This window comes from Streptomyces sp. NPDC055013, from assembly GCF_053608645.1.
This window is the reverse complement of sequence record NZ_JBSGVW010000023.1, coordinates 115,376-139,512: the sequence shown is the minus strand read 5'-3', so window position 1 is coordinate 139,512 and position 24,137 is coordinate 115,376. Positions and strand designations below refer to the sequence as shown.

Below are 24,137 nucleotides of genomic sequence, written 5' to 3'. Positions count from 1 at the left end.
GAAAGGAAACGTACGAGGTCTCAGGCCTTTGGTACCCGCACGATCAGCGCGTCACCCTGGCCGCCACCGCCGCACAGGGCGGCCGCGCCGACGCCGCCGCCGCGCCGCTTCAGCTCGAGGGCCAGGTGCAGGACGAGCCGCGCACCGGACATGCCGATCGGGTGACCCAGGGCGATGGCTCCGCCGTTGACGTTCACCCTTTCCGATGACACCCCGAGGTCCTTCATTGACTGCACCGCGACGGCGGCGAAGGCCTCGTTGATCTCGATCAGGTCGAGGTCGGCGACCTCCAGGCCCTCCTTCTTCAGGGCGTGCTCGATGGCGTTCGAGGGCTGGGACTGGAGCGAGTTGTCCGGACCCGCCACATTGCCGTGGGCGCCGATCTCGGCGATCCAGTCCAGGCCGAGCTCCAGCGCCTTGGCCTTGCTCATGACGACGACCGCGGCGGCGCCGTCGGAGATCTGCGAGGCCGAGCCCGCCGTGATCGTGCCGTCCTTGGAGAAGGCGGGGCGCAGCTTGCCCAGGGACTCCGCCGTGGTGTCGCCGCGGATGCCCTCGTCCTTGCTGAAGAGGACCGGGTCGCCCTTGCGCTGCGGGATCTCGACCGGAGTGATCTCGGCCTCGAACAGGCCGTTCTTCTGCGCGGCGGCGGCGCGCTGGTGGGACTGGGCGGCGATCTCGTCCTGCGCGGGGCGCTGGATGCCGAGGCGGGTGTTGTGCTTCTCCGTGGACTCGCCCATGGCGATGCCCTCGAAGGAGTCGGTCAGACCGTCGTACGCCATCGAGTCGAGCATCTCGATCGCGCCGTACTTGAAGCCCTCGCGGGACTTCGGCAGCAGGTGGGGGGCGTTGGTCATGGACTCCTGACCACCCGCGACGATCACGTCGAACTCGCCGGCGCGGATCAGCTGGTCCGCGAGCGCGATCGCGTCGAGGCCCGACAGACACACCTTGTTGATGGTGAGCGCCGGGACGTTCATCGGGATTCCGGCCTTGACCGCGGCCTGGCGCGCCGGGATCTGCCCCGCCCCGGCCTGCAGCACCTGGCCCATGATCACGTACTGCACCTGGTCGCCGCCGATCCCCGCACGGTCGAGGGCGGCCTTGATCGCGAAGCCGCCGAGGTCGGCTCCGGAGAAGGACTTCAGCGAGCCCAGCAACCGTCCCATGGGCGTACGGGCCCCCGCGACGATCACCGAGGTACTGCTGTTCGTTCCAGACATGAGGTGCGATCCCCTTCCGGCTGCACTGCCGAGGAGTGAACGAGGGTTTACTTCGAATGTACTGATGGCACTCCGTGCCGTCACCGGGCCGTCGGTGTGATCGCTGGCACGTTGCGTAACCATCGCCGTCGCGCTGCACTGAATTCCATGCTGACGCGAATCGACCACATCGGGATCGCCTGTTTCGACCTGGACAAGACCGTGGAGTTCTACCGGGCCACCTACGGCTTCGAGGTGTACCACTCCGAGGTCAACGAGGAGCAGGGCGTCCGCGAGGCCATGCTCAAGATCAACGACACCTCCGACGGCGGTGCCTCCTACCTGCAGCTTCTCGAACCCACCCGCCCGGACTCCACCGTCGCCAAGTGGCTCGACAAGAACGGCGAGGGTGTCCACCACATCGCTTTCGGTACGGCGGATGTGGACGGCGACGCCGCCGACATCAAGGGGAAGGGCGTACGCGTTCTGTACGAAGAGCCCCGGCGCGGCTCCATGGGGTCACGAATCACCTTCCTGCACCCGAAGGATTGCCACGGCGTACTGACAGAACTGGTCACTTCGGCGCCTGTTGAGTCACCTGAGCACTGACCCTCGTACATATGGGCCGGTAGGGTTGGGGGCGGTCGCCGCTCAGTCCAGGGCGACCCGGTCCTGCCTTTTGACGGCGGGACCGAGCCGGGGTCCGGGTTTCGGGGGGCGAGGGTGGGGCAACAGCCCGTGCTCCGCCGTTGATCTGACACCATTCCCCGGGGGCCCCGTTCGGCGGATGGACGGTGCTCGTACGGACAGACTTGCGACCAGGGGACGGATGGGACCGCGCAGTGCGGGGCTACGAACGCCAGGAGCGAGAGCCGGCGGCTGACGTCGACCACCTCTCTCGGTTCGAGGCCGAGATGGATCGGCTGAAGACCGAGCGGGAAAAGGCGATCCAGCACGCCGAGGACCTCGGCTACCAGGTCGAGGTGCTGCGCGCCAAGCTGCACGAGGCGCGGCGGACCATCATGTCCCGGCCCGCCTTCGACGGCGGGGACATCGGCTATCAGGCCGAGCAGCTGCTGCGCAATGCCCAGGTCCAGGCGGACCAGCTCCGCCAGGACGCCGAGCGCGAGCTCAGCCAGGTCCGGGCGCAGACCCAGCGGATCCTTCAGGAGCACGCGGAGAACGCGGCCCGTCTTCAGGCCGAGCTGCACCAGGAGGCGGTGACCCGCCGCCAGCAGCTCGACCAGGAGCTGGCCGAGCGCCGCCAGACCGTCGAGTCGCATGTCAACGAGAACGTGGCGTGGGCGGAGCAGCTACGCGCCCGCAGCGAGTCGCAGGCCCGCCGGCTCCTCGACGAGTCGCGTGCCGAGGCCGAGCAGGCCATGTCGGCCGCGCGTACCGAGGCCGAACGGCTCACCGGCGAGGCCCGGCAGCGCCTCACGGGCGCGGCCGAGGAGGCCCGCGCCGAGGCCGAGCAGATCCTGCTCCGGGCCCGCACGGACGCCGAGCGGCTGCTGAACGCCGCGTCCACTCAGGCCCAGGAGGCCACCGACCACGCCGAGCAGCTGCGCAGCTCCACGGCGACCGAGTCGGACAGCGCCCGCCGCCAGGCCACCGAGCTCAGCCGGGCCGCCGAGCAGCGCATGACGGAGGCCGAGGAGGCGCTGCGCAAGGCGCAGTCCGAGGCCGAGAAGCTGGTCGCCGAGGCCACGACGGCCGCCGAGAAGGCCCTGTCGAGCGCCGAATCGGCCAACGAACAGCGCATGCGTACGGCCAAGGAGCAGGTCGCCCGGCTGGTCAGCGAGGCCACCAAGGAGGCCGAGAGCACCAAGTCGGACGCCGAGCAGGTCGTCGCCGACGCCCGCGCGGAGGCCGAGAAGATCGTCGCCGAGGCCTCCGAGAAGGCCCGCACGCTCACCGCCGAGGAGAGCGCGACCCAGCTGTCGAAGGCGGCCAAGACCGCCGAGGACGTCCTCAACAAGGCGCAGGAGGACGCTCAGAACACCACCAAGGCCGCGGCCGAGGAGGCCGAGCGGATCCGCACGGAGGCCGAATCCGAGGCGGACCGGCTGCGGGCCGAGGCGCACGACATCGCCGAGCAGCTCAAGGGCTCGGCGAAGGACGACACCAAGGAGTACCGCGCCAAGACCGTCGAGCTCCAGGAGGAGGCCCGACGGCTGCGCGGCGAGGCCGAGCAGCTGCGCTCCGAGGCGGTCGCCGAGGGCGAGAAGATCCGCGCGGAGGCCCGCAAGGAGGCCGTCCAGCAGATCGAGGAGGCGGCCAAGACCGCCGAGGAGCTGCTGTCCAAGGCCAGGCAGGACGCGGACGAGCTGCGCCAGAAGGCCACCACGGACAGCGAGAAGGTCCGCACCGAGGCCATCGAGCGGGCGACGACGCTGCGCCGGCAGGCCGAGGAGACCCTCCAGCGCACCCGCCAGGAGGCCGAACGGCACCGTGACGAGGTCGTCGAGCAGGCCGAGGGCATCAAGGCCGACGCCGAGCAGGCCGCCCGTGAGCTGCGCGAGGAGACCGAGCGCGGCGTCGAGGCCCGCCGGGCCGAGGCCGCCGAGGAGCTGACGCGCCTTCACACCGACGCCGAGCAGCGGCTCGCGACGGCCGAAGAGGCGCTCACCGACGCCCGTGAGGAGGCCGCGCGCATCCGGCGCGAGGCCGGCGAGGAGTCCGACCGGCTGCGCACCGAGGCGGCCGAGCGGATCCGCACCCTCCAGCAGCAGGCCGAGGAGGAGGCCGACCGGCTCCGCAACGAGGCCGCGTCGGACGCGTCCGCGTCCCGGGCCGAGGGCGAGGCCGTCGCCGTACGCCTCAGGTCGGAGGCCGCGGCCGAGGCCGAGCGGCTGAAGTCGGAGGCACAGGACACCGCCGACCGGGTCCGTGCGGAGGCGCAGGCCGCCGCCGAGCGGCTCGGCACCGAGGCGTCCGAGACGCTGGCCGCCGCCCAGGAGGAGGCGACCCGGCGCCGCCGCGAGGCCGAGGACCTCCTCGGCTCCGCCCGCCAGGAGGCCGACCAGGAGCGCGAGCGGGCCCGCGAGCAGAGCGAGGAGCTGCTGGCTGTCGCCCGGGGCCGGGTGGAGGAGGCGCAGACCGAGGCGGTGCGGCTGGTCGAGGAGGCCGACCGGCGCGCCACCGAGATGGTCTCCGCGGCCGAGCAGCACGCCCAGCAGGTCCGCGACGCCGTGTCCGGGCTGCACGAGCAGGCCCAGGAGGAGATCACCGGCCTGCGCAGCGCCGCCGAGCACGCGGCGGACCGTACCCGCCGGGAGGCCGAGGAGGAGTCGGACCGGGTCCGCTCCGACGCCTACGCCGAGCGGGAGCGGGCCAGCGAGGACGCGGGCCGCGTCCGGCGCGAGGCGAACGAGGAGTCGGCCGCCGCCAAGTCCCTCGCCGAGCGAACCGTCGGGGAGGCCATCGCCGAGGCGGACCGGCTGCGGGCGGACGCCACCGAGCACGCGCAGCGCATCCGTACCGAGGCCTCCGACAAGATCGCCGAGGCCGAGCAGGCCGCGTCCCGCACCCGCGCGGACGCCCGCGACGACGCCAACCGGATCCGTTCGGACGCGGCGACGCAGGCCGACACCCTCATCACCGAGGCGCGTTCCGAGGCGGAGCGGCTGCAGTCGGAGACGGTCACGGAGGCCGACCGGGTGCGCACCGAGGCGCTCGCCAAGGCCGAGAAGCTGGTCGGGGACGCCACGTCGGACGCGGAGCGGCTGCGCGCCGAGGCCGCCGAGACGGTGGGGTCGGCCCAGCAGCACGCGGAGCGCACCCGCAGCGAGTCCGAGCGGGTCAAGGCCGAGGCGGCCGCGGAGGCCGAACGGCTCGTGTCCGCCGCCCGTGAGGAGGCCGAGCGCACCCTCGACGAGGCACGCAAGGACGCGGGCAAGCGGCGCCAGGACGTGGCCGAGCAGGTCGACAAGCTCATCACGGAGACCACCGCCGAGGCGGACAAGCTGCTCACCGAGGCGCAGCAGCAGGCGCACAAGACGACCGCGGACGCCGAGGCGCAGGCCGACACCATGGTGGGCGCCGCCCGCAAGGAGGCCGACCGGCTGGTCTCCGAGGCGACGGTGGAGGGCAACTCGCGGGTGGAGAAGTCCCGTACGGACGCGGACGAGCTGCTCGTCGGCGCGCGCCGGGACGCCACCTCGATAAGGGAGCGCGCCGAGGAGCTGCGCGACCGCATCACGAACGAGATCGAGGAGCTGCACGAGCGGGCCCGCCGCGAGGCCTCCGAGACGATGAAGTCGACCGGCGACCGGTGCGACGCCCTCATCAAGGCCGCCGAGGAGCAGCTGTCCAAGGCGCAGGCGAAGGCCAAGGAACTGGTTTCGGAGGCCAACTCCGAGGCGGGCAAGGTCCGCATCGCCGCCGTGAAGAAGGCCGAGGGCCTGCTGAAGGAGGCCGAGCAGAAGCGCTCCTCGCTGATCAAGGAGGCCGAGGAGCTCAGGGCCGAGGCGATCCGCGAGGCCAAGCGCACGGTCGAGGAGGGCAAGCGCGAGCTGGAGGTCCTCGTCAGGCGCCGGGAGGACATCAACGCCGAAATCTCCCGTGTCCAGGACGTCCTGGAGGCGTTGGAGTCCTTCGAGACACCGGGCGGCGGCAAGGACAACGGGGTCAAGGCAGGTGCGACGGTGGGCGCCCCTCGATCGGGTGGCAAGTCGTCAGACAGCTAGCGGAACGAGCGGGTTCCGGTGTCTCCTGGGGCCTTTGACCAAGTTTTTGGCAAGCCGTCCGACGGTTAGCCACTCAAAAGGGGTCTCATTCTCCAGATCAAACACGTATCCGCTCGATGACACACCGCTTCGGCCCCTAGGATTCCACTTATCACCTCACCGGTCTCATTCGACAGGAACCCCATGAGCGACACTTCCCCCTACGGCTTCGAGCTTGTGCGGCGTGGGTACGACCGCGCGCAGGTGGACGAACGCATCTCGAAGCTCGTCTCCGACCGCGACAGCGCTCTGGCCCGCATCACCGCTCTGGAAAAGCGCATCGAGGAGCTCCACCTCGAGACGCAGAACGCCCAGGCCCAGGTAACCGACGCCGAGCCGTCGTACGCCGGCCTCGGCGCGCGTGTCGAGAAGATCCTCCGCCTCGCCGAGGAAGAGGCCAAGGATCTGCGCGAGGAGGCACGCCGCGCCGCCGAGCAGCACCGCGAGCTCGCCGAGTCGGCGGCCCAGCAGGTCCGCAACGACGCAGAATCGTTCGCTGCCGAGCGCAAGTCCAAGGCGGAGGACGAGGGCGTCCGCATCGTCGAGAAGGCCAAGAGTGACGCCTCGCAGCTGCGTGCCGAGGCCCAGAAGGACGCGCAGTCCAAGCGCGAGGAGGCCGACGCCCTCTTCGAGGAGACCCGCGCCAAGGCCGCGCAGGCCGCCGCCGACTTCGAGACGAACCTCGCCAAGCGCCGCGAGCAGTCCGAGCGCGACCTGGCGTCCCGTCAGCAGAAGGCGGAGAAGCGCCTCGCGGAGATCGAGCACCGCGCGGAGCAGCTGCGCCTGGAGGCCGAGAAGCTGCGCACGGACGCCGAGCGCCGGGCCCGCCAGACGGTGGAGACGGCTCAGCGTCAGGCCGAGGACATCGTGGCCGACGCGAACGCCAAGGCCGACCGGATCCGTTCGGAATCCGAGCGCGAGCTCGCGGCTCTCACCAACCGCCGCGACAGCATCAACGCTCAGCTGACGAACGTCCGCGAGATGCTGGCGACCCTCACGGGCGCCGCGGTGGCCGCCGCCGGCACCCCGGCCGAGGACGAGCCGATCTCCCGCGGTGTTCCGGCGCAGCAGACCCGGTAACCGTTCGGCGTACGTCGTCTGAACATCTGTGAAGCCCCTTGCCACTCGGGTGGCAGGGGGCTTTACGGCGTTTTAGCGTGGTCGGCATGATCGAGCTCGAGGGGCTGACGAAGCGGTACGGCGACAAGGTGGCGGTCAACAACCTCACCTTCACCGTCAGACCCGGCATCGTCACCGGGTTCCTCGGCCCCAACGGCGCCGGGAAGTCCACGACCATGCGGATGATCCTCGGCCTCGACTACCCCACCGCCGGCGGCGTCCGGATCGACGGCAAGCGCTACGACCAGCTCAAGGACCCGCTGACGTACATCGGCGCGCTGCTAGAGGCCAAGGCCTGGCACGGCGGGCGCAGCGCCCACAACCACCTGCTGTGCCTCGCCCAGAGCAACGGCATCCCGAGGAGCCGGGTGCGCGAGGTGCTGGACACGGTCGGGCTGACGGCGGTCGCGCGCAAGAAGACCAAGGGCTTCTCCATGGGTATGGGGCAGCGGCTCGGTATCGCGGGCGCGCTGCTCGGCGATCCGCGGATCCTGATGTTCGACGAGCCGGTCAACGGGCTCGACCCCGAGGGCATCCACTGGATCCGGAACCTGATGAAGTCCCTGGCCGCCCAGGGGCGGACGGTGTTCGTCTCCAGTCACCTGATGAGCGAGATGGCGCTGACCGCGGACCACCTCGTCGTCATCGGTCAGGGGCGGCTGCTGGCCGACACGTCCATGGCCGACTTCATCGAGCGCAACTCACGGTCGTACGTCCGGATCCGCACCCCGCAGCGGGAGCGGCTGCTCGACGTCCTGCCCACGGCCGGGATCACGGCCGTGCAGACGGGTGACGGCACGCTCGAAGTGGACGGCAGCAAGGCCGAGCAGATCGGCGAGCTGGCGGCGCGGCACGGGATCGTGCTGCACGAGCTGAGCCCGCAGCAGGCCTCCCTGGAAGAGGCGTTCATGCAGCTCACCGCGGAGTCGGTGGAGTACCACGCGCACACCGGCGCGCCGCTGCCGCCCGAGCCGGGGCCGCAGTGGGGCGACGACTGGAGGAGGAGCTGAGCATGGCAGCCACGCAGGTCGTCCGCTCCGAGTGGACCAAGATCCGGTCCGTGGCCTCCACCGTGTGGACGCTGTCCCTCGCGGTGGTCGTCACCATCGCCCTCGGGATGCTGATCTCGGGCCTGTCGAACAGTGAGTTCGACAACATGAGCGAGCGGGACAGGCTCTCCTTCGATCCGACCTTCATCAGCTTCGCGGGGATGACACTCGGTCAGCTCGCACTGATCGTGTTCGGTGTGCTCGTCGTCTCGAACGAGTACAGCACCGGCATGATCCGCACCTCGCTGGCCGCGGTGCCCCGGCGTGGGACCTTTCTGGCCAGCAAGATCGCGGTGGCGACCGGCCTCGCGCTGGTCGTCGGCCTGGCCACCAGCTTCGTCACCTTCTTCCTGGGGCAGGCGATGCTGGGCGAGCACCGGGCGGAGATCGGTGACCCGGGCGTGCTGCGCGCGGTGATCGGCGGCGGGCTCTACATGACGCTCATCGCGATGTTCTCGATGGGCGTCGCCGCGATGCTGCGCTCACCGATGCTGTCGCTGGGCATCCTGATGCCGTTCTTCTTCCTGGTCTCCAACATCCTCGGCAATGTCTCGGCCACCGAGAAGGTCGGCCAGTACCTGCCTGACCAGGCCGGAAGCAGGATCATGCAGGTGGTCACCCCGATCGACGACGACAAGCCGTACGGCCCCTGGGGCGGGCTCGGGATCATGCTGCTGTGGGTGATCGCGGCGCTCGTGGGCGGTTACATCACGCTGAAGAAACGGGACGCGTAGGGTCACGGTTGGCACGAGGTTTTACTTGCTCTTGAGTGGAACCGTCAGCGCCTCGGTATCCTCCTAACCCTTACGGGGGGCGTGTGCCCCGCTGTCCTGAACCTTTCGATGGGTGCGGAGCATGATCGAGGCAGTCGGCCTGACCAAGCGCTACGGCGACAAGACCGCTGTGTACAACCTGTCCTTCCAAGTGCGGCCCGGAGCCGTCACCGGCTTCCTGGGCCCCAACGGCTCGGGCAAGTCGACGACGATGCGGATGATCCTCGGCCTGGACAATCCGACGGCGGGGCACGTCACGATCGGCGGCTACCCGTACCGCAGGCTGCCCAACGCCCCCCGCCAGGTCGGCGCGCTGCTGGACGCCAAGGCGGTGCACGGCGGCCGGGCCGCCCGCAACCATCTGCTGTCGCTCGCCCAGCTGTCCGGCATCCCGCCCCGGCGCGTGGACGAGGTACTCGGCGTGGTCGGCCTCCAGGACGTGGCCAAGCGTCGCTCCAACGGCTTCTCGCTCGGTATGGGCCAGCGCCTCGGCATCGCCGCCGCGCTGCTCGGCGACCCCCAGGTGCTGCTGTTCGACGAGCCGGTCAACGGTCTCGACCCCGAGGGCATCCTCTGGGTGCGGAACCTGATGAAGTCGCTGGCCGCCGAGGGCCGCACCGTCTTCGTCTCCTCGCACCTGATGAGCGAGATGGCGCTGACCGCCGACCACCTGATCGTCATCGGGCGCGGACAGCTGCTGGCCGACATGGGCGTCAAGGACTTCATCGCGGCGAACTCCGCCGGCTTCGCCCGGGTCCGTACGCCCGACACCGAGCCGCAGCTGCGCGAGAAGCTGGCCGGCGCGCTCACCGAGGCGGGCGGGCACGTGCTGCCCGAGCAGGACGGCGCGCTCCGGGTGACCGGGCTGCCGCTCCCCCGCATCAGCGACATCGCGCACGACACCGACGTACGGCTGTGGGAGCTGTCTCCGCACCAGGCCTCGCTGGAGGAGGCGTACATGCGGATGACGCAGGGCGCCGTCGACTACCGCTCGACCGTCGACCAGAAGACCGGGCTCCAGCAGCCGCTGGCGCCTGGCGCGCAGCCGCCGATGCCGGTTCCGGGCCATGGCCAGCCCGGCTGGTACGCCCCGCCGCCGCCCGAGCAGGGCGGGCAGCCGTTCGCCGCGCCGCAGGGTCAGCCGATGCCGGGCGCGCCGGGCCATGCGCCCGCCGGTCCCTACGGCGCTCCCGCGGCGCCCGGCACCGACCCTGGCGCCGGTACGGCCAACCCGTACGCCCAGCAGGCGCCCCAGGCGCCCCAGGGACCGCCTCCGGCCCAGCCCGCCGCCCCGCAGGCCTTCGCCGCGCCCGCGCCCCAGCAGGCGCCCGCTCAGCCGCCTGTCGCCCCCGCCGCCCCTGCACCCGCCGCCCCGACCACGCCCGAGGACGCCCGATGAGCACGCCCCAGCCCCCGATGCCGCAGACCGCCGCACCGAACTGGCAGGCGGCGCCCGGCTCGTCGTACCCCACCTACACCTCGCCGATCCCCGTCGTGCGCACGCACCTCGGGCACGCGCTCGCCTCCGAGTGGACGAAGATCCGGTCGGTGCGCTCCACGATGTGGACGCTCGGCGTTTTCGTGGTGCTCGTCATCGGCATCGGGCTGGCCGCCGCCGCTCTGGTCGCCGCCAACTCCGCCGACGGCAGCGTGAGCGGCGAGAACCCGCTGGCCTTCGGCTTCTTCGGGCTGCTGCTCGGCAGTATCTGCATCATCACGCTCGGCGTGCTGACCACCGCCTCGGAGTACGGCACCGGCATGATCCGGACCACGATGACCGCCTGCCCGACCCGCGGCCGGGTGCTGCTGGCGAAGTCGATCGTGTTCTTCGCGGTCGCTTTCGTGGTGACGCTGGCGTCGGCCGTGCTCGTCGCCCTCGCCGACGTGGCCATGCTGGACGCGCGCGAGCCCAGCACCCAGGAGTGGCTGAAGGGCACGGTCGGCATCTCGCTCTACATCGCGCTGCTCGGGCTGCTCTCCCTGGTCGTCGGCTCGATCATCCGCCACTCCGCGGGCGCGATCACGATCATGATCGGTGTCGTGCTGGCGCCGCTGGTGCTCGCGCTGTTCATGTTCTCGGAGTCCCTGCAGGACCTTCAGCAGGCCCTCTTCGAGTACTCCATCCCGAACCAGCTGAGCGTCTTCTACGCCCAGTCCCTCACCGACACCGGCCCGTCCGGCTGGGACCCGCTGTGGATCATGCTCGCCGTGACGGCGGTCGCGTTCGCCGGCGCCTACGCGCTGCTGGAGAAGCGGGACGTGTAGCTCCGGCTCAGAATTTCGGCGCGTTCCGGGACCGCTGCACCCGCGTGGTGCGGCGGTCCTTCGCGTTCCAGCACGCCTTGTGCCAGTGCCGGCGGTCGTCGACGCCGCCATGGTCCGGCCAGGCGACGACATGCGGGACGCCGTCCGGGATCAGCTGGTCGCAGCCCGGGCAGCGGTACGCCTTGCCCTGCGCGCTGGCGCCCGCCACATGCCGCACGTTCCACTCCTCGCCCTGCCAGTTCTCCGTGGACTGCCAGCCGCCGTAACGGCCGGAACGGTCGTCCTCGGCGCTGCTTCCGGACGAGCCGACTCCCTTGGGTCGGTTGCGACGCGGGGACACGGAACACCTCACGGGGCTATACAGGATGCGGGAACCGTGTCCAGCCTACGCGGCGCGGTCAGGGGTAGTCGTACGGCACCAACCCCCACAAGTCCCTCGCTCCGACGAAGCATTCTGCAGACAATCCGCAAATCTCTTCGTCAAGCCGTGTCCTCGGCACGTGTCAGACGGTTATGCCGGGTGGGGGAGCTCCGCGTCGGAGCCAAGGAAGCAGGAAAAGGCAATGCACGTAGGTAGTTTCGTGTTGGCGGCCCGGTTCCCGGGACAGGGCGACGGGGAGGCGCTGCACCGCGCGGTCCGCTCCGCCGAGGTCGCCGAGGAAGCGGGGCTCGACACGGTCTGGCTGGCCGAGCACCACTTCGTGCCGTACGGCACCTGTCCGTCCGCGATCACGCTGGCCGCTTTGCTGCTCGGCCGTACCCGGCGGTTGCGGGTCGGCACGGCGGTCAGCGTACTGCCCACCGCGCACCCGGTGGCCCTCGGCGAACAGGCCGCGCTGCTGCACATCGCCTCCGGCGGGCGGTTCTCGCTGGGCGTGGGGCGCGGCGGCCCCTGGGTCGACCTGGAGGTGTTCGGCTCGGGTCTGCAGGCGTACGAGGAGGGGTTCCCCGAATCACTCGACCTGCTGCTGCGCTGGCTGCGCGAACCGTCGGTCGCGGCCGCCGGCGAGCAGTTCAGCTTTCGCGAGGTTCCCGTCGTACCCAGGCCGTCGGAGTGCCTCACGGATGCCACGGGGCCCGAGGTCGTCGTCGCGTGTACGTCACCGCACAGTGTGCGTCTCGCGGCCGAGCGCGGGCTGCCGATGCTGCTCGGGATGCATGTGGGCGACGAGGAGAAGGCCGAGATGGTCGCCCTGTGGCGGGAGTGTGCGCGTGCGGCCGGGCGGCCCGCCGACGAGATCCGGGGCGCGGCCCATGTGTCGGCCGGCGTCTGCCAGATCGCGGACCGGCGCACGGACGCGGTCGAGGCGCTGACGAAGGCGATGCCGGGCTGGCTGCGGCAGGGCCTGGAGGCCCATGTGACGGTGGACGGCCGTCATCGCGCGATGCGTGACCCGCTGGCGTACACCGAACTGCTCTGCGGACTGCACCCGGTGGGCACCCCGCGCCTGTGCGCCGACCGCCTGGCGGCGACCAGCGAGCGGACCGGGATCTCCCGCTTCGCCCTGCTGGTCGAGGGCTCGGGCGACCTGGCGGCGACCGAGGAGAACGTACGGCGGCTGGGCGCCGAAGTCCTCCCCCACCTCGGCTGAATCGCCCGGTCGCGAGTCAACGTCCCGGTCCGTCAGAGGGCTTGCCGCCCCAGTACTGATCGCACCTCCCGCGTACGGAGCGGCAAGCAAGCGGCTACTGCGTCAGCAGTCCCTGAATTCCGGCGACTGGTTCATCACCTGACTGCGGACCGAGGTGAAGCGGGTCAGCGTCTCGTCGACCGAGGAGTCAAGCGGGAACACCGCCACCCGGTGGCAGTTCTGGAAGGCCAGTCGCACCCCGAAGTGCCGCTGCAGCGCGCCGCGTATCGCGTCACTCGCAAGCGCACGCAGCAGCTGGCCACGTGCCTGCTCGTCCGGCGGGGGCGTCTGGTTGTCGGCGAACGAGCCGCCGTCGACCTTCAGCTGGGCCACCAGGGAGCTGATCATCTCCCACGCATAGGGCAGGGAGGTCCGGACGCAGTCGACGAAGGCGGCTTCGTCGACCTCGCCTCGCTCGGCCTGTTCGAGTAGGGCCGGTGAGACGTCGAGCGACATGGGTTCTCCTCTCGCACCCCCGCAGCAGCGGGGGTTGCCGGACAGATAGGGGAGTTCGCGATATCGAACACTCTGCGTACACGCCTCGCGACCTCCCGTTTAATACGGTAGGCAACGGACGGTGACGGCACCAGGAGAATGCGTACATGGGCGGTCCTCGTTAGGCGCACAATCGGCCAGAAATGAACAGGGGCAGTCCGGGGTCTTACGGACTCTCCCAGGGCGAATCGCGTCGACACCGGCCCGTCGAGTAGCGTTGCGGACCATGCGTCTCGTCATTGCCCGATGCTCCGTCGACTACGCGGGCCGGCTCACCGCCCACCTGCCCTCGGCGCCCCGTCTGATCCTGGTCAAGGCGGACGGCAGCGTCTCGATCCACGCGGACGACCGGGCCTACAAGCCCCTGAACTGGATGTCGCCGCCCTGCACCCTGAAGGAGGGTGACGGCGAGCAGAAGGACGTCTGGACGGTCATCAACAAAGCGGGCGAGAAGCTGATCATCACGATGGAGGAAGTCCTCCACGACTCCTCGCACGAACTCGGCGTGGACCCCGGCCTGATCAAGGACGGCGTGGAAGCGCACCTCCAGGAGCTCCTCGCCGACCGCATCGAGACCCTCGGCGAGGGCTACACGCTCATCCGCCGCGAGTACATGACCGCCATCGGCCCGGTCGACATCCTGTGCCGGGACGCCGAGGGCCGGACGGTCGCGGTGGAGATCAAGCGACGCGGCGAGATCGACGGCGTGGAGCAACTCACGCGCTATCTGGAGCTGTTGAACCGCGATCCCCACCTCGCGCCGGTCCGCGGCATCTTCGCGGCCCAGGAGATCAAGCCGCAGGCCCGGGTCCTGGCGACGGACCGCGGCATCGGCTGCCAGGTGCTGGACTACGACGCGATGCGGGGCATCGAGGACGACAAGCTGCGCTTGTTCTGACGCGCCGTTCTCGGCAGTTGTACGACGAAGAGGGCCGGGTCCTGAGGATGGACCCGGCCCTCTTGTCCGGAAGCGGGCGTCAGATCAGGGAGTCGGAGCCGCTGCTGGGCGAGCCCTCGTCCGTGCTCTGGGGAGCGGATGCCGAACTGGTGGTCTCCGCCGGGCTGGAGGAGGCCGGGCCGCTGGCCGACGTCGAGCTGGTCGGGGTGTCCGTCGGCGAGGTCGGCGGGTCCGTCGGCGTCTCGGTCGGCGGGTCGGTCGGCTCCTCGGTCGGCGGGTCCGTCGGGTCCTCGGTCTCCGTCTCGGTGGGCGGCTTGGGCGAGGTCGGCGGCTTCGACGTCGACGACGGCGGCTTCGGCGAGTTCGACGGACCGCCGCCCGGCCCCTGCGTCCCGCTCGGGTCGTCCGACGGATCCGTCTCACCGTCGGTCGGTGTCGGGTCGTCCGAGGTGCCGTAGGTCCCGTCGGGGCCCGGGTCGGTCGGGCGGCTGGTGGGCGTGCCCGTGTCGCCGGAGCCCTCCCCGTCGTCGCCCTCCGCCTTGTCGGCGCCGAGGCTGTCGTCGCCGACGCCCTGGCTGGCGGACGGGTTGGGGCCGACCTGGGTGGCCGGGCCGTCGGGGTCGTTGTCGGACGTGGCGCCGAGCGTCACCACCGTGCCGAGCACGGCCACGAGCAGTGCGCCCGCGCCGGCCGCGACGAGGTTGCGACGCGCGAACCCCCGGACACCGCCGCGGCCCTTGTGCGAGGCCGGGGACGACGGGGACACGGACGAGGCCCGGTGCGTGACCAGCGTCGTGGCGTCACCGGCGGGCAGGAAAGCGGCCGGTACGCCGCCGGGCGGCGACTGCGACTCCTCGTATCGCGCGTCCGGCACCTCCTCCCCCGCCGTCGCGCCGAACGCGGCCACTCCCGGCGTCGTACCGGAGCGGTCCGAGACCAGGGCGAGGGCGCGGCGGCCCGCGACCGTGCCGCGCTTGTCGGCGAGGGCGCCGCGCAGGCCGATGGAGGTCTCCAGCTCGGCGCGGGCCCGGTCCAGCTGGCCGCCGCAGAGCGCGAGGATGCCCAGCTCGTGGTGGAAATAGGCCTGTTCGGTCACGTCACCGGCCAGGCGCGCGGCCTCGGCGCCGGCCCGCAGGGCCCGCTCCCAGGCACTCCAGTACAGCCCCGCCGCGAACGCGGGCGCCGCCGTGCGGGCCAGCTCCACGGTCGGGCTCTCCTCGCCCTCGGCGGGCGGTGTGGTGCCCGGTACGAGCACTGCGAGGGCGGCGAGCACGGCGTCCGCCTCGGCGGCGACCCGCTCCGGTGTGACCGAGGGGTGCCCGGCCCACCAGGCGTAGTGCCGCGCGGCGGCGAGGGCGCCCTCCCGGACGTCCTCGGTGTATCCGGCGGCCTCCAGCTGGGCCTGTACGCCGGCGGCGAGGCGGTAGCGGGAGCCGACCGGCGTGACCAGCCCGCAGTCGGCCAGCTCGCCGAGGGCGGCGTCCGCGTGGGTGTCGCCGACCAGCGCCGGAAGATGCGCCTGGTGCGGCACCTCGCCGCCGAGCGCGACGGCGAACTTCAGAGTGGCGCGGGCCGAGGCGCTGAGCCGTGAGGCGAGCAGCGGAGCGGGTCCTGCCGCCTCGCCGAGCGACGGCAGGGGTGTCTCCACGCCGCCGCTCTCGGTGCCGAACGGCCCGTCGACAGGCGTGTCGAAGGGGGCGTCGACCGGCGGCGCGTCCTCGAAGACGCCGTACTCGTCGACCGCGTCCGCGCCGGCCCGCAGCCGGTCCCGCTGCCGCAGCAGGGCTCCGGCCTGGACGAACCGCAGCGGCAGGCCCTCCGACTCGAACCACAGGTCGCCCGCCCAGTTCGCCTCGTCCTCGGTGAGGACCCGGCCGACCTGGCGCTCCAGCAGCTCCACGCTGTCGGCACGCTCGAGACCGCCGAGGGCGACCTCCTCGATGCCGGACTCGGTGGAGGGCGCGGGGACGTCGGGCGTTGCGCCGATCAGGAACGCGCACTCGGGGGTCGCGTCCAGCAGCTCGTCGAGCGCGGCGCCGCCGAACTCGATGTCGTCCAGGACGACGACCGCGCCGATCTCACGCACAAAGCCGAGCAGTTCGTCCTGATCCGGACGGTGCAGGGGTGCGCCGTAGACGGAGTAGAAGAGCTCGTACAGCAGATCGGCGGGCGTGCGGCGGTAGCCGGTGAGGCGGACCACGCCGTCGGGGGCGAGGTCCGCGCAGTCCTCGGCGACGAGGTCGAGGAGGCTGGTGCGGCCGGCGCCCGGCGAGCCGACCAGACGTACGGAGCGGCCGCGGGCCAGCATCCGTACCAGCTGTTCGCGCTCGTCCTGGCGGGCCAGGAGCGGTTGGGCGGGACGGGTCGGGCCGGGCGGCACGGGCGGTCTGGCGGCGCGGTCGACCTCGGCGCGTTCGGCCGGGGTCAGCTTCTCGGGCCGCGAGGGCCGCTCCGCCGGCGGGCAGGCCTCGATCTCGCTGCCGTCGACGGGGTTGACGGTGAGCAGGAAGTCGCCCGAGACCAGCTGCACCGTGCGGGCCAGTGCGGGCGAGTGCTGTCCGAAGTCGGGTGTGAGGGGATCCCTGGGCGGGCGCTGGCGGGACGACTGGCCGTCGCCGTCATGGCCGTACTCCTCGGGTCCCCGGGTGTTCGGGTCCATCGGTTCAAGCCCCCCAAAAGCGTCTCGTGTGCGTTTGCGGCCCCTCCCGGCCTTTGCACACCGCGCTGTCGCTTCTGGTCCGGGCCCGCTCGAAGGGGTTTGTCTAGGCAGCGGGCAGCCGAACCCTAAACCTTCGCACAGTATCTACGACAGCTCGGGGTACCGCGCCGCCCGAGACATCACAGTCTCGTGAGAATTGTTCGCGACGTACGATTCGCAACCGGAACGTCCGTCTGTCCCGCCCCACCCGTGCCGGGTGTCACACCCGAGGCAGGGACTCCACCCCGATGCCGCCCTCGATCGCCAGGATCCGGTGCAGCCGGGTGGCCACCAGCAGGCGCTGCATCTGCGGCGGTACGCCGCGCAGCACCAGGCGCCGGCCGCAGCGGCCGGCCCGCCGGTGGGCCCCCATGATCACCCCGAGTCCGGTGGCGTCCCAGGAGACCAGCTCGGACAGGTCGAGCACCAGATCGCCGACTCCGTCATCGACGGCCGAGTGCAGGACCGTACGGGCGTCCGCCGCGCTGCGGACGTCGAGGACGCCCCCGACGACCAGTTCGGCGTGGTCGCCCCTGATGTGCATATGCGCTCCCCAAGCGTGCGTTCGTGCTCCGCGATGTGTTGTCTGCGTATGTGCCTGTGTCTGTGTTGGCTATGAGTCTTCGATGTGGCCGGTGATGCAACCTCTGACTGCGTTGAGCGGTCAGAGGTTGCCGTCTGTAAGCGAACCGATACCGAATTCACCCCATCGCGTGACGCGCCGGGGGGCTGTGCGGTGGTCTACGAAACCTCAGTAGCTGTAAAAGCCTTGCCCGCTCTTGCGTCCGATGTCACCCGCGTCCACCATCCGGCGCATCAGCTCCGGCGGGGCGAACTTCTCGTCCTGGGACTCGGTGTAGATGTTGCTGGTGGCGTGCAGCAGGATGTCGACGCCGGTGAGGTCGGCCGTGGCGAGGGGCCCCATGGCGTGACCGAAGCCCAGCTTGCAGGCGAGGTCGATGTCCTCGGCGGTGGCGACGCCCGACTCGTAGAGCTTGGCGGCCTCGACGACGAGCGCGGAGATGAGGCGGGTCGTCACGAAGCCGGCGACGTCCCGGTTGACGACGATGCAGGTCTTGCCGACGGACTCGGCGAACTCACGCGCGGTGGCGAGGGTTTCGTCACTCGTCTTGTAACCGCGGACCAGCTCGCACAGCTGCATCATCGGGACGGGCGAGAAGAAGTGCACACCCACGACCCGCTCGGGGCGCTCGGTGGCGGCCGCGATCTTGGTGATCGGGATGGCGGAGGTGTTGGAGGCGAGCACGGTGTCCTCGCGCACGACCTTGTCGAGGGCGCGGAAGATCTCGTGCTTGACTTCGAGCTTCTCGAAGACGGCCTCGACGACGACGTCCGCGTCGGCGGCGGCGTCCAGGTCGGTGGTCGCGGTGATACGGGCCAGGGCGGCGTCGGCGTCGTGCGCCTCGAGCTTGCCCTTGCTGACGAACTTGTCGTACGACGCCTTGATGCCGTCGGTGCCGCGCTTCAACGCCTCGTCGGTGACGTCACGCAGGACCACGTCCCAGCCCGCCTGAGCGGAGACCTGAGCGATCCCGGAACCCATCAAGCCGGCGCCGATGACGGCAAGCTTCCGTGCCACTGTTGCGACTCCCCTTTGAAACGCCTTACACCCTGTTTAGGTTGCTCTTCGGCGGACCTTAGCGCTCGTGAGGGACTGTGTGACCGGTTAGTAACGCGAGTCACGTCTCACTTGACGGACATCACACCGGCACGGGCCATTACGCGCCACGGACGGCGTAGTTGAGCACCTTCTCGCCCAACAGCTCCTCGATGTCGTCGAGAAGGACCAGCGTCTCTCGTGACACTTTGCCCGGATTGCGCCCGGCGGCCATCTCCTGCCCGATGCGGACGAACACCGCCTGGTGGATCCAGGCGATCTGACCGGCGATCAGCCCCGGCAACGGGTCGGCGGCGTCCGCGCCGGTCTCCTCGCGCAGGGTCGACGCCAGGTGGTCGTGGATCTCCTGCTGCATGCTCCACAGCCGGGAGCGCAGCGGCGGCGCCTCCTGGATGCAGCGCATGAAGCGGTCGTAGCCCTCGAGGAGGCCGACCCGGGGCGAGACCGCCTCGACCTCGGCGCGCAGTTCGCGCAACACGGCCCGGACGGCCGACTCCCCGTCCTCCCGGCCGCGGACCCAGCGCGAGAGCTGATCGACGACACCGGCGGAGCGGTCGAAGAAGAGGTCCTCCTTCGCCGGGAAGTAGTTGTAGACGGTGTTCACGGAGACGTCGGCGGCCTCCGCCACCTCCGCGATGGTCACGGTCACAAAGCCGTGCTCCAGGAACAGCCCGGTGGCGATGTCCGAGATCCGCTGCCTCGTCTCGCGCTTCTTCCGCTCCCTGAGCCCTTCAGCCATGCCCCCATCCTAACTTCGATGGGGTCGCTAAAACTTTGGGGTCATTGCAAACTTTAAGAGAGTCTGTTTTTCTGGGGCCATGCCAATCATCAGTACGGCCGGACTGGCCCGTACCTTCCAGACCAAGCTCGGCCCGGTGGAGGCCGTGCGCGGCATCGACCTGACCGTGCGCGAGGGCGAGATCCTCGGCTTCCTGGGACCGAACGGGGCCGGCAAGACGACGACCCTGCGGATGCTGACGACCCTGCTGGCGCCCACCGGAGGCGCGGCCACCGTGGCGGGCTGCGATCTCGCGACCGACCCCGCCGGAGTGCGGCGGGCGTGCGGTTACGTGGCCCAGTCGGGCGGGGTCGACCCGCAGATCAGCGTGCGGGAGGAGCTCGTCACCCAGGGCCGGCTCTACCGCCTGACGAAGGCGCAGGCGGGTGAGCGCGCCGAGGAGTTGGCCCGCGATCTGGGCCTGGCCGACCTCCTCGACCGCAAGGCCGGCGCCCTCTCCGGCGGCCAGCGCCGACGCCTCGACATCGCGCTGGCGCTCACGCACCGCCCGAAGGTCCTGTTCCTCGACGAGCCGACGACCGGGCTCGACCCCGGCAGCCGCGCCGACCTGTGGGACCTGATCCGGCGCCTGCGCGACGAGCACGGCACCACCGTGTTCCTGACGACCCACTACCTCGACGAGGCCGACGCCCTCTCCGACCGCCTGGTCGTCGTCGACCGGGGCGTGGTCGTGGCCGAGGGCACGCCGACCGCGCTGAAGCTGGAGTACGGCGGCTCGATCGACGCAAGCCTCCAGGACACGTTCCTCGCCATCACCGGCCGCGGTCCCGCCCCGGCCGACGCCGCCCCCGTAGCCGTATAGGACCCCTCAGTACCCCTTAGGACCCCTCTGATGCTGCTGCACGACACGGCCCTCATCTACGGCCGCTATCTCCGTCAGTCCCTGCGCTCCCGCTTCGCCCTGCTCTTCGGCGTGCTGATGCCGCTGCTGTACCTGCTGTTCTTCGGCCCGCTGCTGACGGATCTGCCGCTGGGCGGGGAGGGCAGTTCGTGGCAGGTCCTCGTCCCGGGGCTGCTGCTTCAACTGGGCCTGTTCGGGGCCTCGTTCGCCGGTTTCTCGATCATCATCGAGAAGGGCCAGGGGGTGGTGGAGCGGATGCGGGTGACGCCCGTCAGCCGACTCGCGCTGCTGCTGGGCCGGGTGCTGCGCGATGCCACGGTGTTCGTCTTCCAGGCGGTGCTGCTGGTGCTCGCGGCGCTGGTGATGGGCCTGCGAGCACCCCTGCCCGGCGTGCTGATCGGCTTCGCGTTCGTCGGGCTGCTGACGGTGTCGCTCGCCTCGCTGTCGTACGCGCTCGCCATGAAGGTCCGCACCCCGCAGGAGTTCGGCCCGGCGATCAACGCCATGACGATGCCGATGATGCTGCTGTCGGGCCTGATGCTGCCGATGACACTGGGGCCGACGTGGCTGGACGTGTTGTCGCACTTCGTGCCGTTCCGCTATCTGGTGGACGCCGTGCGCGACGCGTACGTGGGCTCGTACGCGACAACGCCCATGCTGTACGGCGTCCTGGTCGCCATCGCCTTCGCCGGACTGGCCGTGACGGTCGGCACACGCGTGTTCCGAACCGCCGGAGCGTAACTACGCTGGCCACATGGTCAATCTGACGCGCATCTACACCAGGACCGGCGACCAGGGCACCACAGCCCTCGGCGACATGAGCCGGGTCACCAAGACCGATCTGCGGATCTCGGCCTACGCCGACGCCAACGAGGCCAATGCGGTGCTCGGCACCGCCATCGCGCTGGGCGGGCTCGACGAGGAGGTCGTCAAGGTCCTCACCCGCGTGCAGAACGACCTGTTCGACGTGGGCGCGGACCTGTCGACGCCGGTGGTCGAGAACCCCGAGTTCCCACCCCTGCGGGTCGAGCAGTTCTACATCGACAAGCTGGAAGCCGACTGCGACCACTTCAACGAGCAGCTGGAGAAGCTGCGGTCCTTCATCCTGCCGGGCGGCACACCGGGCGCGGCCCTGCTGCACCAGGCCTGCACGGTCGTACGCCGGGCCGAGCGCTCGACGTGGGCGGCGCTGGAGGTCCACGGCGAGGTGATGAACCCGCTGACGGCGACCTATCTGAACCGCCTGTCCGACCTCCTGTTCATCCTCGCGAGGACGGCGAACAAGGAGGTCGGGGACGTGCTGTGGGTGCCGGGCGGGGAACGCTAGGCGTTCACCGGCGGGCCTTCTCCTTCGGCGCGGCGAACTGCTCGGCCGACGCCGTCTCACCCTTGGGCTGCTTGGGCCAGATCAGGTAGGCCAGCGCGACCAGGCCGTGGATGCCGGCGGCGCGCAGTGCCACCCACTGGAAGGACCGCAGGGACGAGGTGTCGCCGTCCCCGACGTACCAGACGGCGCCCTGGAGGAGCGCACAGGCCACCGCCGCCGCGAGCAACGTCCGCAGCCACAGGCGTCCCTCGTGCCGGGCCCGTGCCATGCCGTACTGCGCAGGCTTGGGCGGGCGCGGGGCGCCGCCGAAGCGGTGGGCGGCGTGGCCGTCCAGCCAGCGGATCGTGTAGTGGCCGTACGCCACGGTGTAGCCGATGTAGATCGCGGCCAGGCCGTGCTCCCAGCCCGGCTCGGCGCCGTTCTTCAGGTCGATCGCCGTGGCGACGAACAGGACCAGCTCCAGCACCGGCTCGCACAGCAGCAGCACCACGCTCGTACGGCGCCACTTCAGCAGGTAGCGGACGGCGAGTCCCAGGGCCAGCAGCACCCAGAAGCCGACCTCGCAGGCGATGATGAGGGCGACGATCACAACTTGCTCCCTTCGGTCACCCTTCCAGGCTCCCGTCGGGACCGGCCGCTTTCGTCGTCGCCACTGACGAACTCGCGGTACATCGAAAGATGCAGTCCAGGACCCTTCCCGGGAATCAGGCGCGGAACTCGCACACCGTGTTGGATGGAGCCATGCTCCTCCCCCGCCCCCGCCGCTTCGACGTGTACATCGCGGTCGGCGGGCTGCTCGGCGGCCTGCTGCTGGTGGGCATCGGCCTGGGCACCCGGCCCGCCGACGACCCGATCACGCTCTTCGACGGCCCCTGGCCCATCCTGGTGCCGCTCGCTGTCATGTCCTGCTGCGAGCTGCTGCGCCGGGCGGCCCCGCGCGCAGCCCTGCTGACCGGCACGGTCGCGATCTGCGCGGACGTCGTGACGCAGGGCAATCTGGCCACGGTCCTGATGTTCACCGACATCGTCTACGCGGCCGTGCTGTACGGCCCGCTCGCCTCGGCCCGGCGCATCCAGTGGATCACCGGCCTGCTCACGGTGACCGCGACACTGGTGCCGTTCGCAGTGTGGCGCGAACCGGAGGCGCTGCTGATCGGCGTGGTCGTCGGAGTCGTGGCCTACGGCCCCGCCGCCACGGGCTGGATCGTGCGCAACCACCGTGACGCCGCCGAGGCCGCCCGGCTGCGCGCCGAACAGACCGCGCTGCTCGCCGAGATGGACCGCGCGCAGGCCGTGACCTCGGAACGCTCGCGCATGGCACGCGAGTTGCACGACATGGTCGCCAACCACCTCTCCGCCATCGCCATCCACTCCACGGCCGCGCTCTCCCTCGACGATCCGAAGACCTCCCGGGACGCCCTGACGGTCATCCGCGAGAACAGCGTCGAGGGCCTCGCCGAGATGCGGCGGCTCATCGGCATCCTGCGCGACTCCAGTGGCGACACCGAGCCGGTCGCCGCCCCCACGCTCGACGGGCTGGACGCACTGGTCGAGGGCGCCCGCACCAACGGCCTCGACGTCGACCTCGACGCGGACCCCGGCACCGTCCCCACCCCCGTCGAACTCGCCGCCTACCGCCTCGTGCAGGAATCGCTGACCAACGCCCTCAAGCACGCCGGCCCGGGCCGGGTCACCGTGTCCCTCGCCCGGTGGGGCGGCTCGCTCACCGTGACGGTGACCAGCCCGTACGGCGACCGTGACGGTCCGCGCGCCCCCGGCTCCGGTGCCGGTCTGGTCGGCATGCGCGAACGCGTCGCGCTGCTGGACGGCACCTTCGAGGCCGGCCCCGAGGACTCGCCTGACGGCAAGGTCTGGGCCGTACGCGCCGCCCTCCCCGTCACCGACACGGTCGAAGGAGACCCCGCATGATCCGCGTGCTCGTCGCCGAGGACCAGTCCGCCGTCCGCGCCGGCCTGGTCCTCATCCTGCGCAGCGCGCCCGACATCGAGGTGGTCGGCGAGGCGGCGGACGGTGAGCAGGCGGTGGCCCTGGCCCGTGAACTGCGGCCCGACCTGGTGCTGATGGACGTACAGATGCCGCGCCTGGACGGGGTGTCGGCCACCCGGCAGGTAGTCGCCGAGCGGCTGGCCGACGTGCTCGTGCTGACCACCTTCGACCTCGACGAGTACGTGTTCGGGGCGCTGCGGGCGGGCGCGTCCGGGTTCCTGCTCAAGAACACCGACGCCAAGGACCTGCTGGAGGCGGTACGCACGGTGGCGCGCGGCGAGGGCCTCATCGCCCCGGCCGTCACCCGGCGCCTGATCGCCGAGTTCGCCGCGAAGCCCGTGCGCGAGCCGACGGCCGACCTGTCCGTCCTGGACAGCCTCACCCGGCGCGAACGCGAGGTGCTGTCCTGCCTGGGCGAGGGTCTGTCGAACGCCGACATCGCGTCCCGGCTCGACATGGCAGAGGCGACCGTAAAGACACATGTCAGCCGATTGCTGGGGAAACTGGAGCTGCGCAGTCGGGTCCAAGCGGCCGTATTGGCGCAGGAGTTGGGGATCTGAGGTTTACGCCTCGGAACTGGTCCAGACCTATTGACCGGTGGTCCAGACCTTTCTATTCTCACCGCACCATGAGTGGGCGTGAGGCTCAGTCGCGCCCCGTGACT

The 24,137-nt window shown here is 70.8% G+C and carries 22 protein-coding genes; 14 read left to right on the top strand and 8 right to left on the bottom strand.

Going from position 1 to position 24,137, the window contains the following annotated elements; all coding sequences use genetic code 11:
• Positions 1-20: 20 nt before the first annotated feature.
• Entirely contained in the window at positions 21-1,223 is a 1,203-nt protein-coding gene (locus ACWGDB_RS26245; protein WP_453824652.1) for an acetyl-CoA C-acetyltransferase, read from the bottom strand.
• 147 nt (positions 1,224-1,370) lie between these two features.
• Between ACWGDB_RS26245 and mce the strand changes: the two genes are divergently transcribed.
• From mce to ACWGDB_RS26210, 7 genes are all read left to right on the top strand, one after another.
• Complete coding sequence (mce, locus tag ACWGDB_RS26240) at positions 1,371-1,811, top strand: methylmalonyl-CoA epimerase (RefSeq protein ID WP_453824651.1); 441 nt, start codon at positions 1,371-1,373, stop codon at positions 1,809-1,811.
• A gap of 233 nt (positions 1,812-2,044) precedes the next feature.
• Positions 2,045-5,893 carry a polarized growth protein Scy gene (scy, locus tag ACWGDB_RS26235; RefSeq protein WP_453824650.1) on the top strand — a complete coding sequence of 1,283 codons (3,849 nt, stop codon included), beginning with the start codon at positions 2,045-2,047 and terminating at the stop codon, positions 5,891-5,893.
• Positions 5,894-6,076: 183 nt separating this feature from the next.
• On the top strand, positions 6,077-7,012 hold the full coding sequence (locus ACWGDB_RS26230) for a coiled-coil domain-containing protein (protein ID WP_328879272.1): 936 nt from the start codon (positions 6,077-6,079) through the stop codon (positions 7,010-7,012).
• 86 nt (positions 7,013-7,098) lie between these two features.
• Complete coding sequence (locus tag ACWGDB_RS26225; RefSeq protein ID WP_453824649.1) at positions 7,099-8,061, top strand: ABC transporter ATP-binding protein; 963 nt, start codon at positions 7,099-7,101, stop codon at positions 8,059-8,061.
• A gap of 2 nt (positions 8,062-8,063) precedes the next feature.
• Positions 8,064-8,834, top strand: coding sequence for an ABC transporter permease (locus ACWGDB_RS26220; RefSeq protein ID WP_453824648.1), 771 nt, complete (start codon positions 8,064-8,066; stop codon positions 8,832-8,834).
• Between the two features lie 121 nt (positions 8,835-8,955).
• Positions 8,956-10,272: an ABC transporter ATP-binding protein gene (locus ACWGDB_RS26215; protein WP_453824647.1), complete on the top strand. Its 1,317-nt coding sequence runs from the start codon at positions 8,956-8,958 to the stop codon at positions 10,270-10,272.
• Positions 10,269-11,138 (top strand): ABC transporter permease subunit, encoded by an 870-nt coding sequence (locus ACWGDB_RS26210; RefSeq protein ID WP_453824646.1) that lies wholly within the window; start codon positions 10,269-10,271, stop codon positions 11,136-11,138. The genes ACWGDB_RS26215 and ACWGDB_RS26210 overlap by 4 nt, the downstream gene beginning before the upstream one ends.
• A 7-nt stretch (positions 11,139-11,145) precedes the next feature.
• Here ACWGDB_RS26210 and ACWGDB_RS26205 read toward each other — a convergent pair whose 3' ends face one another.
• Positions 11,146-11,478: an ATP/GTP-binding protein gene (locus ACWGDB_RS26205; protein WP_453824645.1), complete on the bottom strand. Its 333-nt coding sequence runs from the start codon at positions 11,476-11,478 to the stop codon at positions 11,146-11,148.
• 223 nt (positions 11,479-11,701) lie between these two features.
• Here ACWGDB_RS26205 and ACWGDB_RS26200 point away from each other — a divergent pair, with 223 nt between their 5' ends.
• Complete coding sequence (locus ACWGDB_RS26200; protein ID WP_453824644.1) at positions 11,702-12,730, top strand: LLM class flavin-dependent oxidoreductase; 1,029 nt, start codon at positions 11,702-11,704, stop codon at positions 12,728-12,730.
• 102 nt (positions 12,731-12,832) lie between these two features.
• On the opposite strand, the gene ACWGDB_RS26195 is transcribed toward ACWGDB_RS26200, so the two are convergent.
• On the bottom strand, positions 12,833-13,225 hold the full coding sequence (locus ACWGDB_RS26195; protein WP_328879279.1) for an SCO5389 family protein: 393 nt from the start codon (positions 13,223-13,225) through the stop codon (positions 12,833-12,835).
• A gap of 265 nt (positions 13,226-13,490) precedes the next feature.
• Between ACWGDB_RS26195 and nucS the strand changes: the two genes are divergently transcribed.
• Complete coding sequence (gene nucS, locus ACWGDB_RS26190; protein ID WP_369273432.1) at positions 13,491-14,162, top strand: endonuclease NucS; 672 nt, start codon at positions 13,491-13,493, stop codon at positions 14,160-14,162.
• A gap of 79 nt (positions 14,163-14,241) precedes the next feature.
• Here the strand turns inward: nucS and ACWGDB_RS26185 are convergent, their stop codons facing one another.
• The 4 genes from ACWGDB_RS26185 to ACWGDB_RS26170 form a co-directional block, all read right to left on the bottom strand.
• Entirely contained in the window at positions 14,242-16,821 is a 2,580-nt protein-coding gene (locus ACWGDB_RS26185; protein WP_453824643.1) for an ATP-binding protein, read from the bottom strand.
• A gap of 259 nt (positions 16,822-17,080) precedes the next feature.
• Positions 17,081-17,404 carry an STAS domain-containing protein gene (locus tag ACWGDB_RS26180; protein WP_062717671.1) on the bottom strand — a complete coding sequence of 108 codons (324 nt, stop codon included), beginning with the start codon at positions 17,402-17,404 and terminating at the stop codon, positions 17,081-17,083.
• Between the two features lie 207 nt (positions 17,405-17,611).
• Positions 17,612-18,460, bottom strand: coding sequence for a 3-hydroxyacyl-CoA dehydrogenase family protein (locus tag ACWGDB_RS26175; protein WP_453824642.1), 849 nt, complete (start codon positions 18,458-18,460; stop codon positions 17,612-17,614).
• A gap of 139 nt (positions 18,461-18,599) precedes the next feature.
• Positions 18,600-19,238 (bottom strand): TetR/AcrR family transcriptional regulator, encoded by a 639-nt coding sequence (locus tag ACWGDB_RS26170; RefSeq protein ID WP_453824641.1) that lies wholly within the window; start codon positions 19,236-19,238, stop codon positions 18,600-18,602.
• A 79-nt stretch (positions 19,239-19,317) separates the two neighbouring features.
• On the opposite strand from ACWGDB_RS26170, the gene ACWGDB_RS26165 reads away from it, so the two are divergent.
• Genes ACWGDB_RS26165 through ACWGDB_RS26155 form a run of 3 tightly spaced genes read left to right on the top strand, consistent with a single transcriptional unit; the run spans position 19,318 to position 21,466 of the window.
• Positions 19,318-20,100 (top strand): ABC transporter ATP-binding protein, encoded by a 783-nt coding sequence (locus tag ACWGDB_RS26165; RefSeq protein ID WP_453824640.1) that lies wholly within the window; start codon positions 19,318-19,320, stop codon positions 20,098-20,100.
• A 30-nt stretch (positions 20,101-20,130) separates the two neighbouring features.
• A complete protein-coding gene (locus tag ACWGDB_RS26160) occupies positions 20,131-20,880 on the top strand; it encodes an ABC transporter permease (RefSeq protein WP_453824639.1) in 750 nt (249 codons plus the stop codon).
• A 13-nt stretch (positions 20,881-20,893) separates the two neighbouring features.
• Complete coding sequence (locus ACWGDB_RS26155) at positions 20,894-21,466, top strand: cob(I)yrinic acid a,c-diamide adenosyltransferase (RefSeq protein WP_453824638.1); 573 nt, start codon at positions 20,894-20,896, stop codon at positions 21,464-21,466.
• Positions 21,467-21,470: 4 nt separating this feature from the next.
• On the opposite strand, the gene ACWGDB_RS26150 is transcribed toward ACWGDB_RS26155, so the two are convergent.
• Positions 21,471-22,055: a hypothetical protein gene (locus ACWGDB_RS26150; protein WP_453824637.1), complete on the bottom strand. Its 585-nt coding sequence runs from the start codon at positions 22,053-22,055 to the stop codon at positions 21,471-21,473.
• Positions 22,056-22,144: 89 nt separating this feature from the next.
• On the opposite strand from ACWGDB_RS26150, the gene ACWGDB_RS26145 reads away from it, so the two are divergent.
• On the top strand, positions 22,145-23,395 hold the full coding sequence (locus ACWGDB_RS26145; protein WP_453824636.1) for a sensor histidine kinase: 1,251 nt from the start codon (positions 22,145-22,147) through the stop codon (positions 23,393-23,395).
• A complete protein-coding gene (locus ACWGDB_RS26140; protein WP_453824635.1) occupies positions 23,392-24,033 on the top strand; it encodes a response regulator in 642 nt (213 codons plus the stop codon). The genes ACWGDB_RS26145 and ACWGDB_RS26140 overlap by 4 nt, the downstream gene beginning before the upstream one ends.
• Positions 24,034-24,137 lie beyond the last annotated feature (104 nt).

What these genes read in the sequence shown, in the direction of transcription:
- ACWGDB_RS26245 (WP_453824652.1), bottom strand. Translation starts at nt 1,223, where the DNA reads ATGTCTGGAACGAACAGCAGTACCTCGGTGATCGTCGCGGGGGCCCGT.
- mce (WP_453824651.1), top strand. Translation starts at nt 1,371, where the DNA reads ATGCTGACGCGAATCGACCACATCGGGATCGCCTGTTTCGACCTGGAC.
- ACWGDB_RS26230 (WP_328879272.1), top strand. Translation starts at nt 6,077, where the DNA reads ATGAGCGACACTTCCCCCTACGGCTTCGAGCTTGTGCGGCGTGGGTAC.
- ACWGDB_RS26225 (WP_453824649.1), top strand. Translation starts at nt 7,099, where the DNA reads ATGATCGAGCTCGAGGGGCTGACGAAGCGGTACGGCGACAAGGTGGCG.
- ACWGDB_RS26220 (WP_453824648.1), top strand. Translation starts at nt 8,064, where the DNA reads ATGGCAGCCACGCAGGTCGTCCGCTCCGAGTGGACCAAGATCCGGTCC.
- ACWGDB_RS26215 (WP_453824647.1), top strand. Translation starts at nt 8,956, where the DNA reads ATGATCGAGGCAGTCGGCCTGACCAAGCGCTACGGCGACAAGACCGCT.
- ACWGDB_RS26210 (WP_453824646.1), top strand. Translation starts at nt 10,269, where the DNA reads ATGAGCACGCCCCAGCCCCCGATGCCGCAGACCGCCGCACCGAACTGG.
- ACWGDB_RS26200 (WP_453824644.1), top strand. Translation starts at nt 11,702, where the DNA reads ATGCACGTAGGTAGTTTCGTGTTGGCGGCCCGGTTCCCGGGACAGGGC.
- ACWGDB_RS26195 (WP_328879279.1), bottom strand. Translation starts at nt 13,225, where the DNA reads ATGTCGCTCGACGTCTCACCGGCCCTACTCGAACAGGCCGAGCGAGGC.
- nucS (WP_369273432.1), top strand. Translation starts at nt 13,491, where the DNA reads ATGCGTCTCGTCATTGCCCGATGCTCCGTCGACTACGCGGGCCGGCTC.
- ACWGDB_RS26185 (WP_453824643.1), bottom strand. Translation starts at nt 16,821, where the DNA reads ATGGACCCGAACACCCGGGGACCCGAGGAGTACGGCCATGACGGCGAC.
- ACWGDB_RS26180 (WP_062717671.1), bottom strand. Translation starts at nt 17,404, where the DNA reads ATGCACATCAGGGGCGACCACGCCGAACTGGTCGTCGGGGGCGTCCTC.
- ACWGDB_RS26170 (WP_453824641.1), bottom strand. Translation starts at nt 19,238, where the DNA reads ATGGCTGAAGGGCTCAGGGAGCGGAAGAAGCGCGAGACGAGGCAGCGG.
- ACWGDB_RS26165 (WP_453824640.1), top strand. Translation starts at nt 19,318, where the DNA reads ATGCCAATCATCAGTACGGCCGGACTGGCCCGTACCTTCCAGACCAAG.
- ACWGDB_RS26160 (WP_453824639.1), top strand. Translation starts at nt 20,131, where the DNA reads ATGCTGCTGCACGACACGGCCCTCATCTACGGCCGCTATCTCCGTCAG.
- ACWGDB_RS26155 (WP_453824638.1), top strand. Translation starts at nt 20,894, where the DNA reads ATGGTCAATCTGACGCGCATCTACACCAGGACCGGCGACCAGGGCACC.
- ACWGDB_RS26145 (WP_453824636.1), top strand. Translation starts at nt 22,145, where the DNA reads ATGCAGTCCAGGACCCTTCCCGGGAATCAGGCGCGGAACTCGCACACC.
- ACWGDB_RS26140 (WP_453824635.1), top strand. Translation starts at nt 23,392, where the DNA reads ATGATCCGCGTGCTCGTCGCCGAGGACCAGTCCGCCGTCCGCGCCGGC.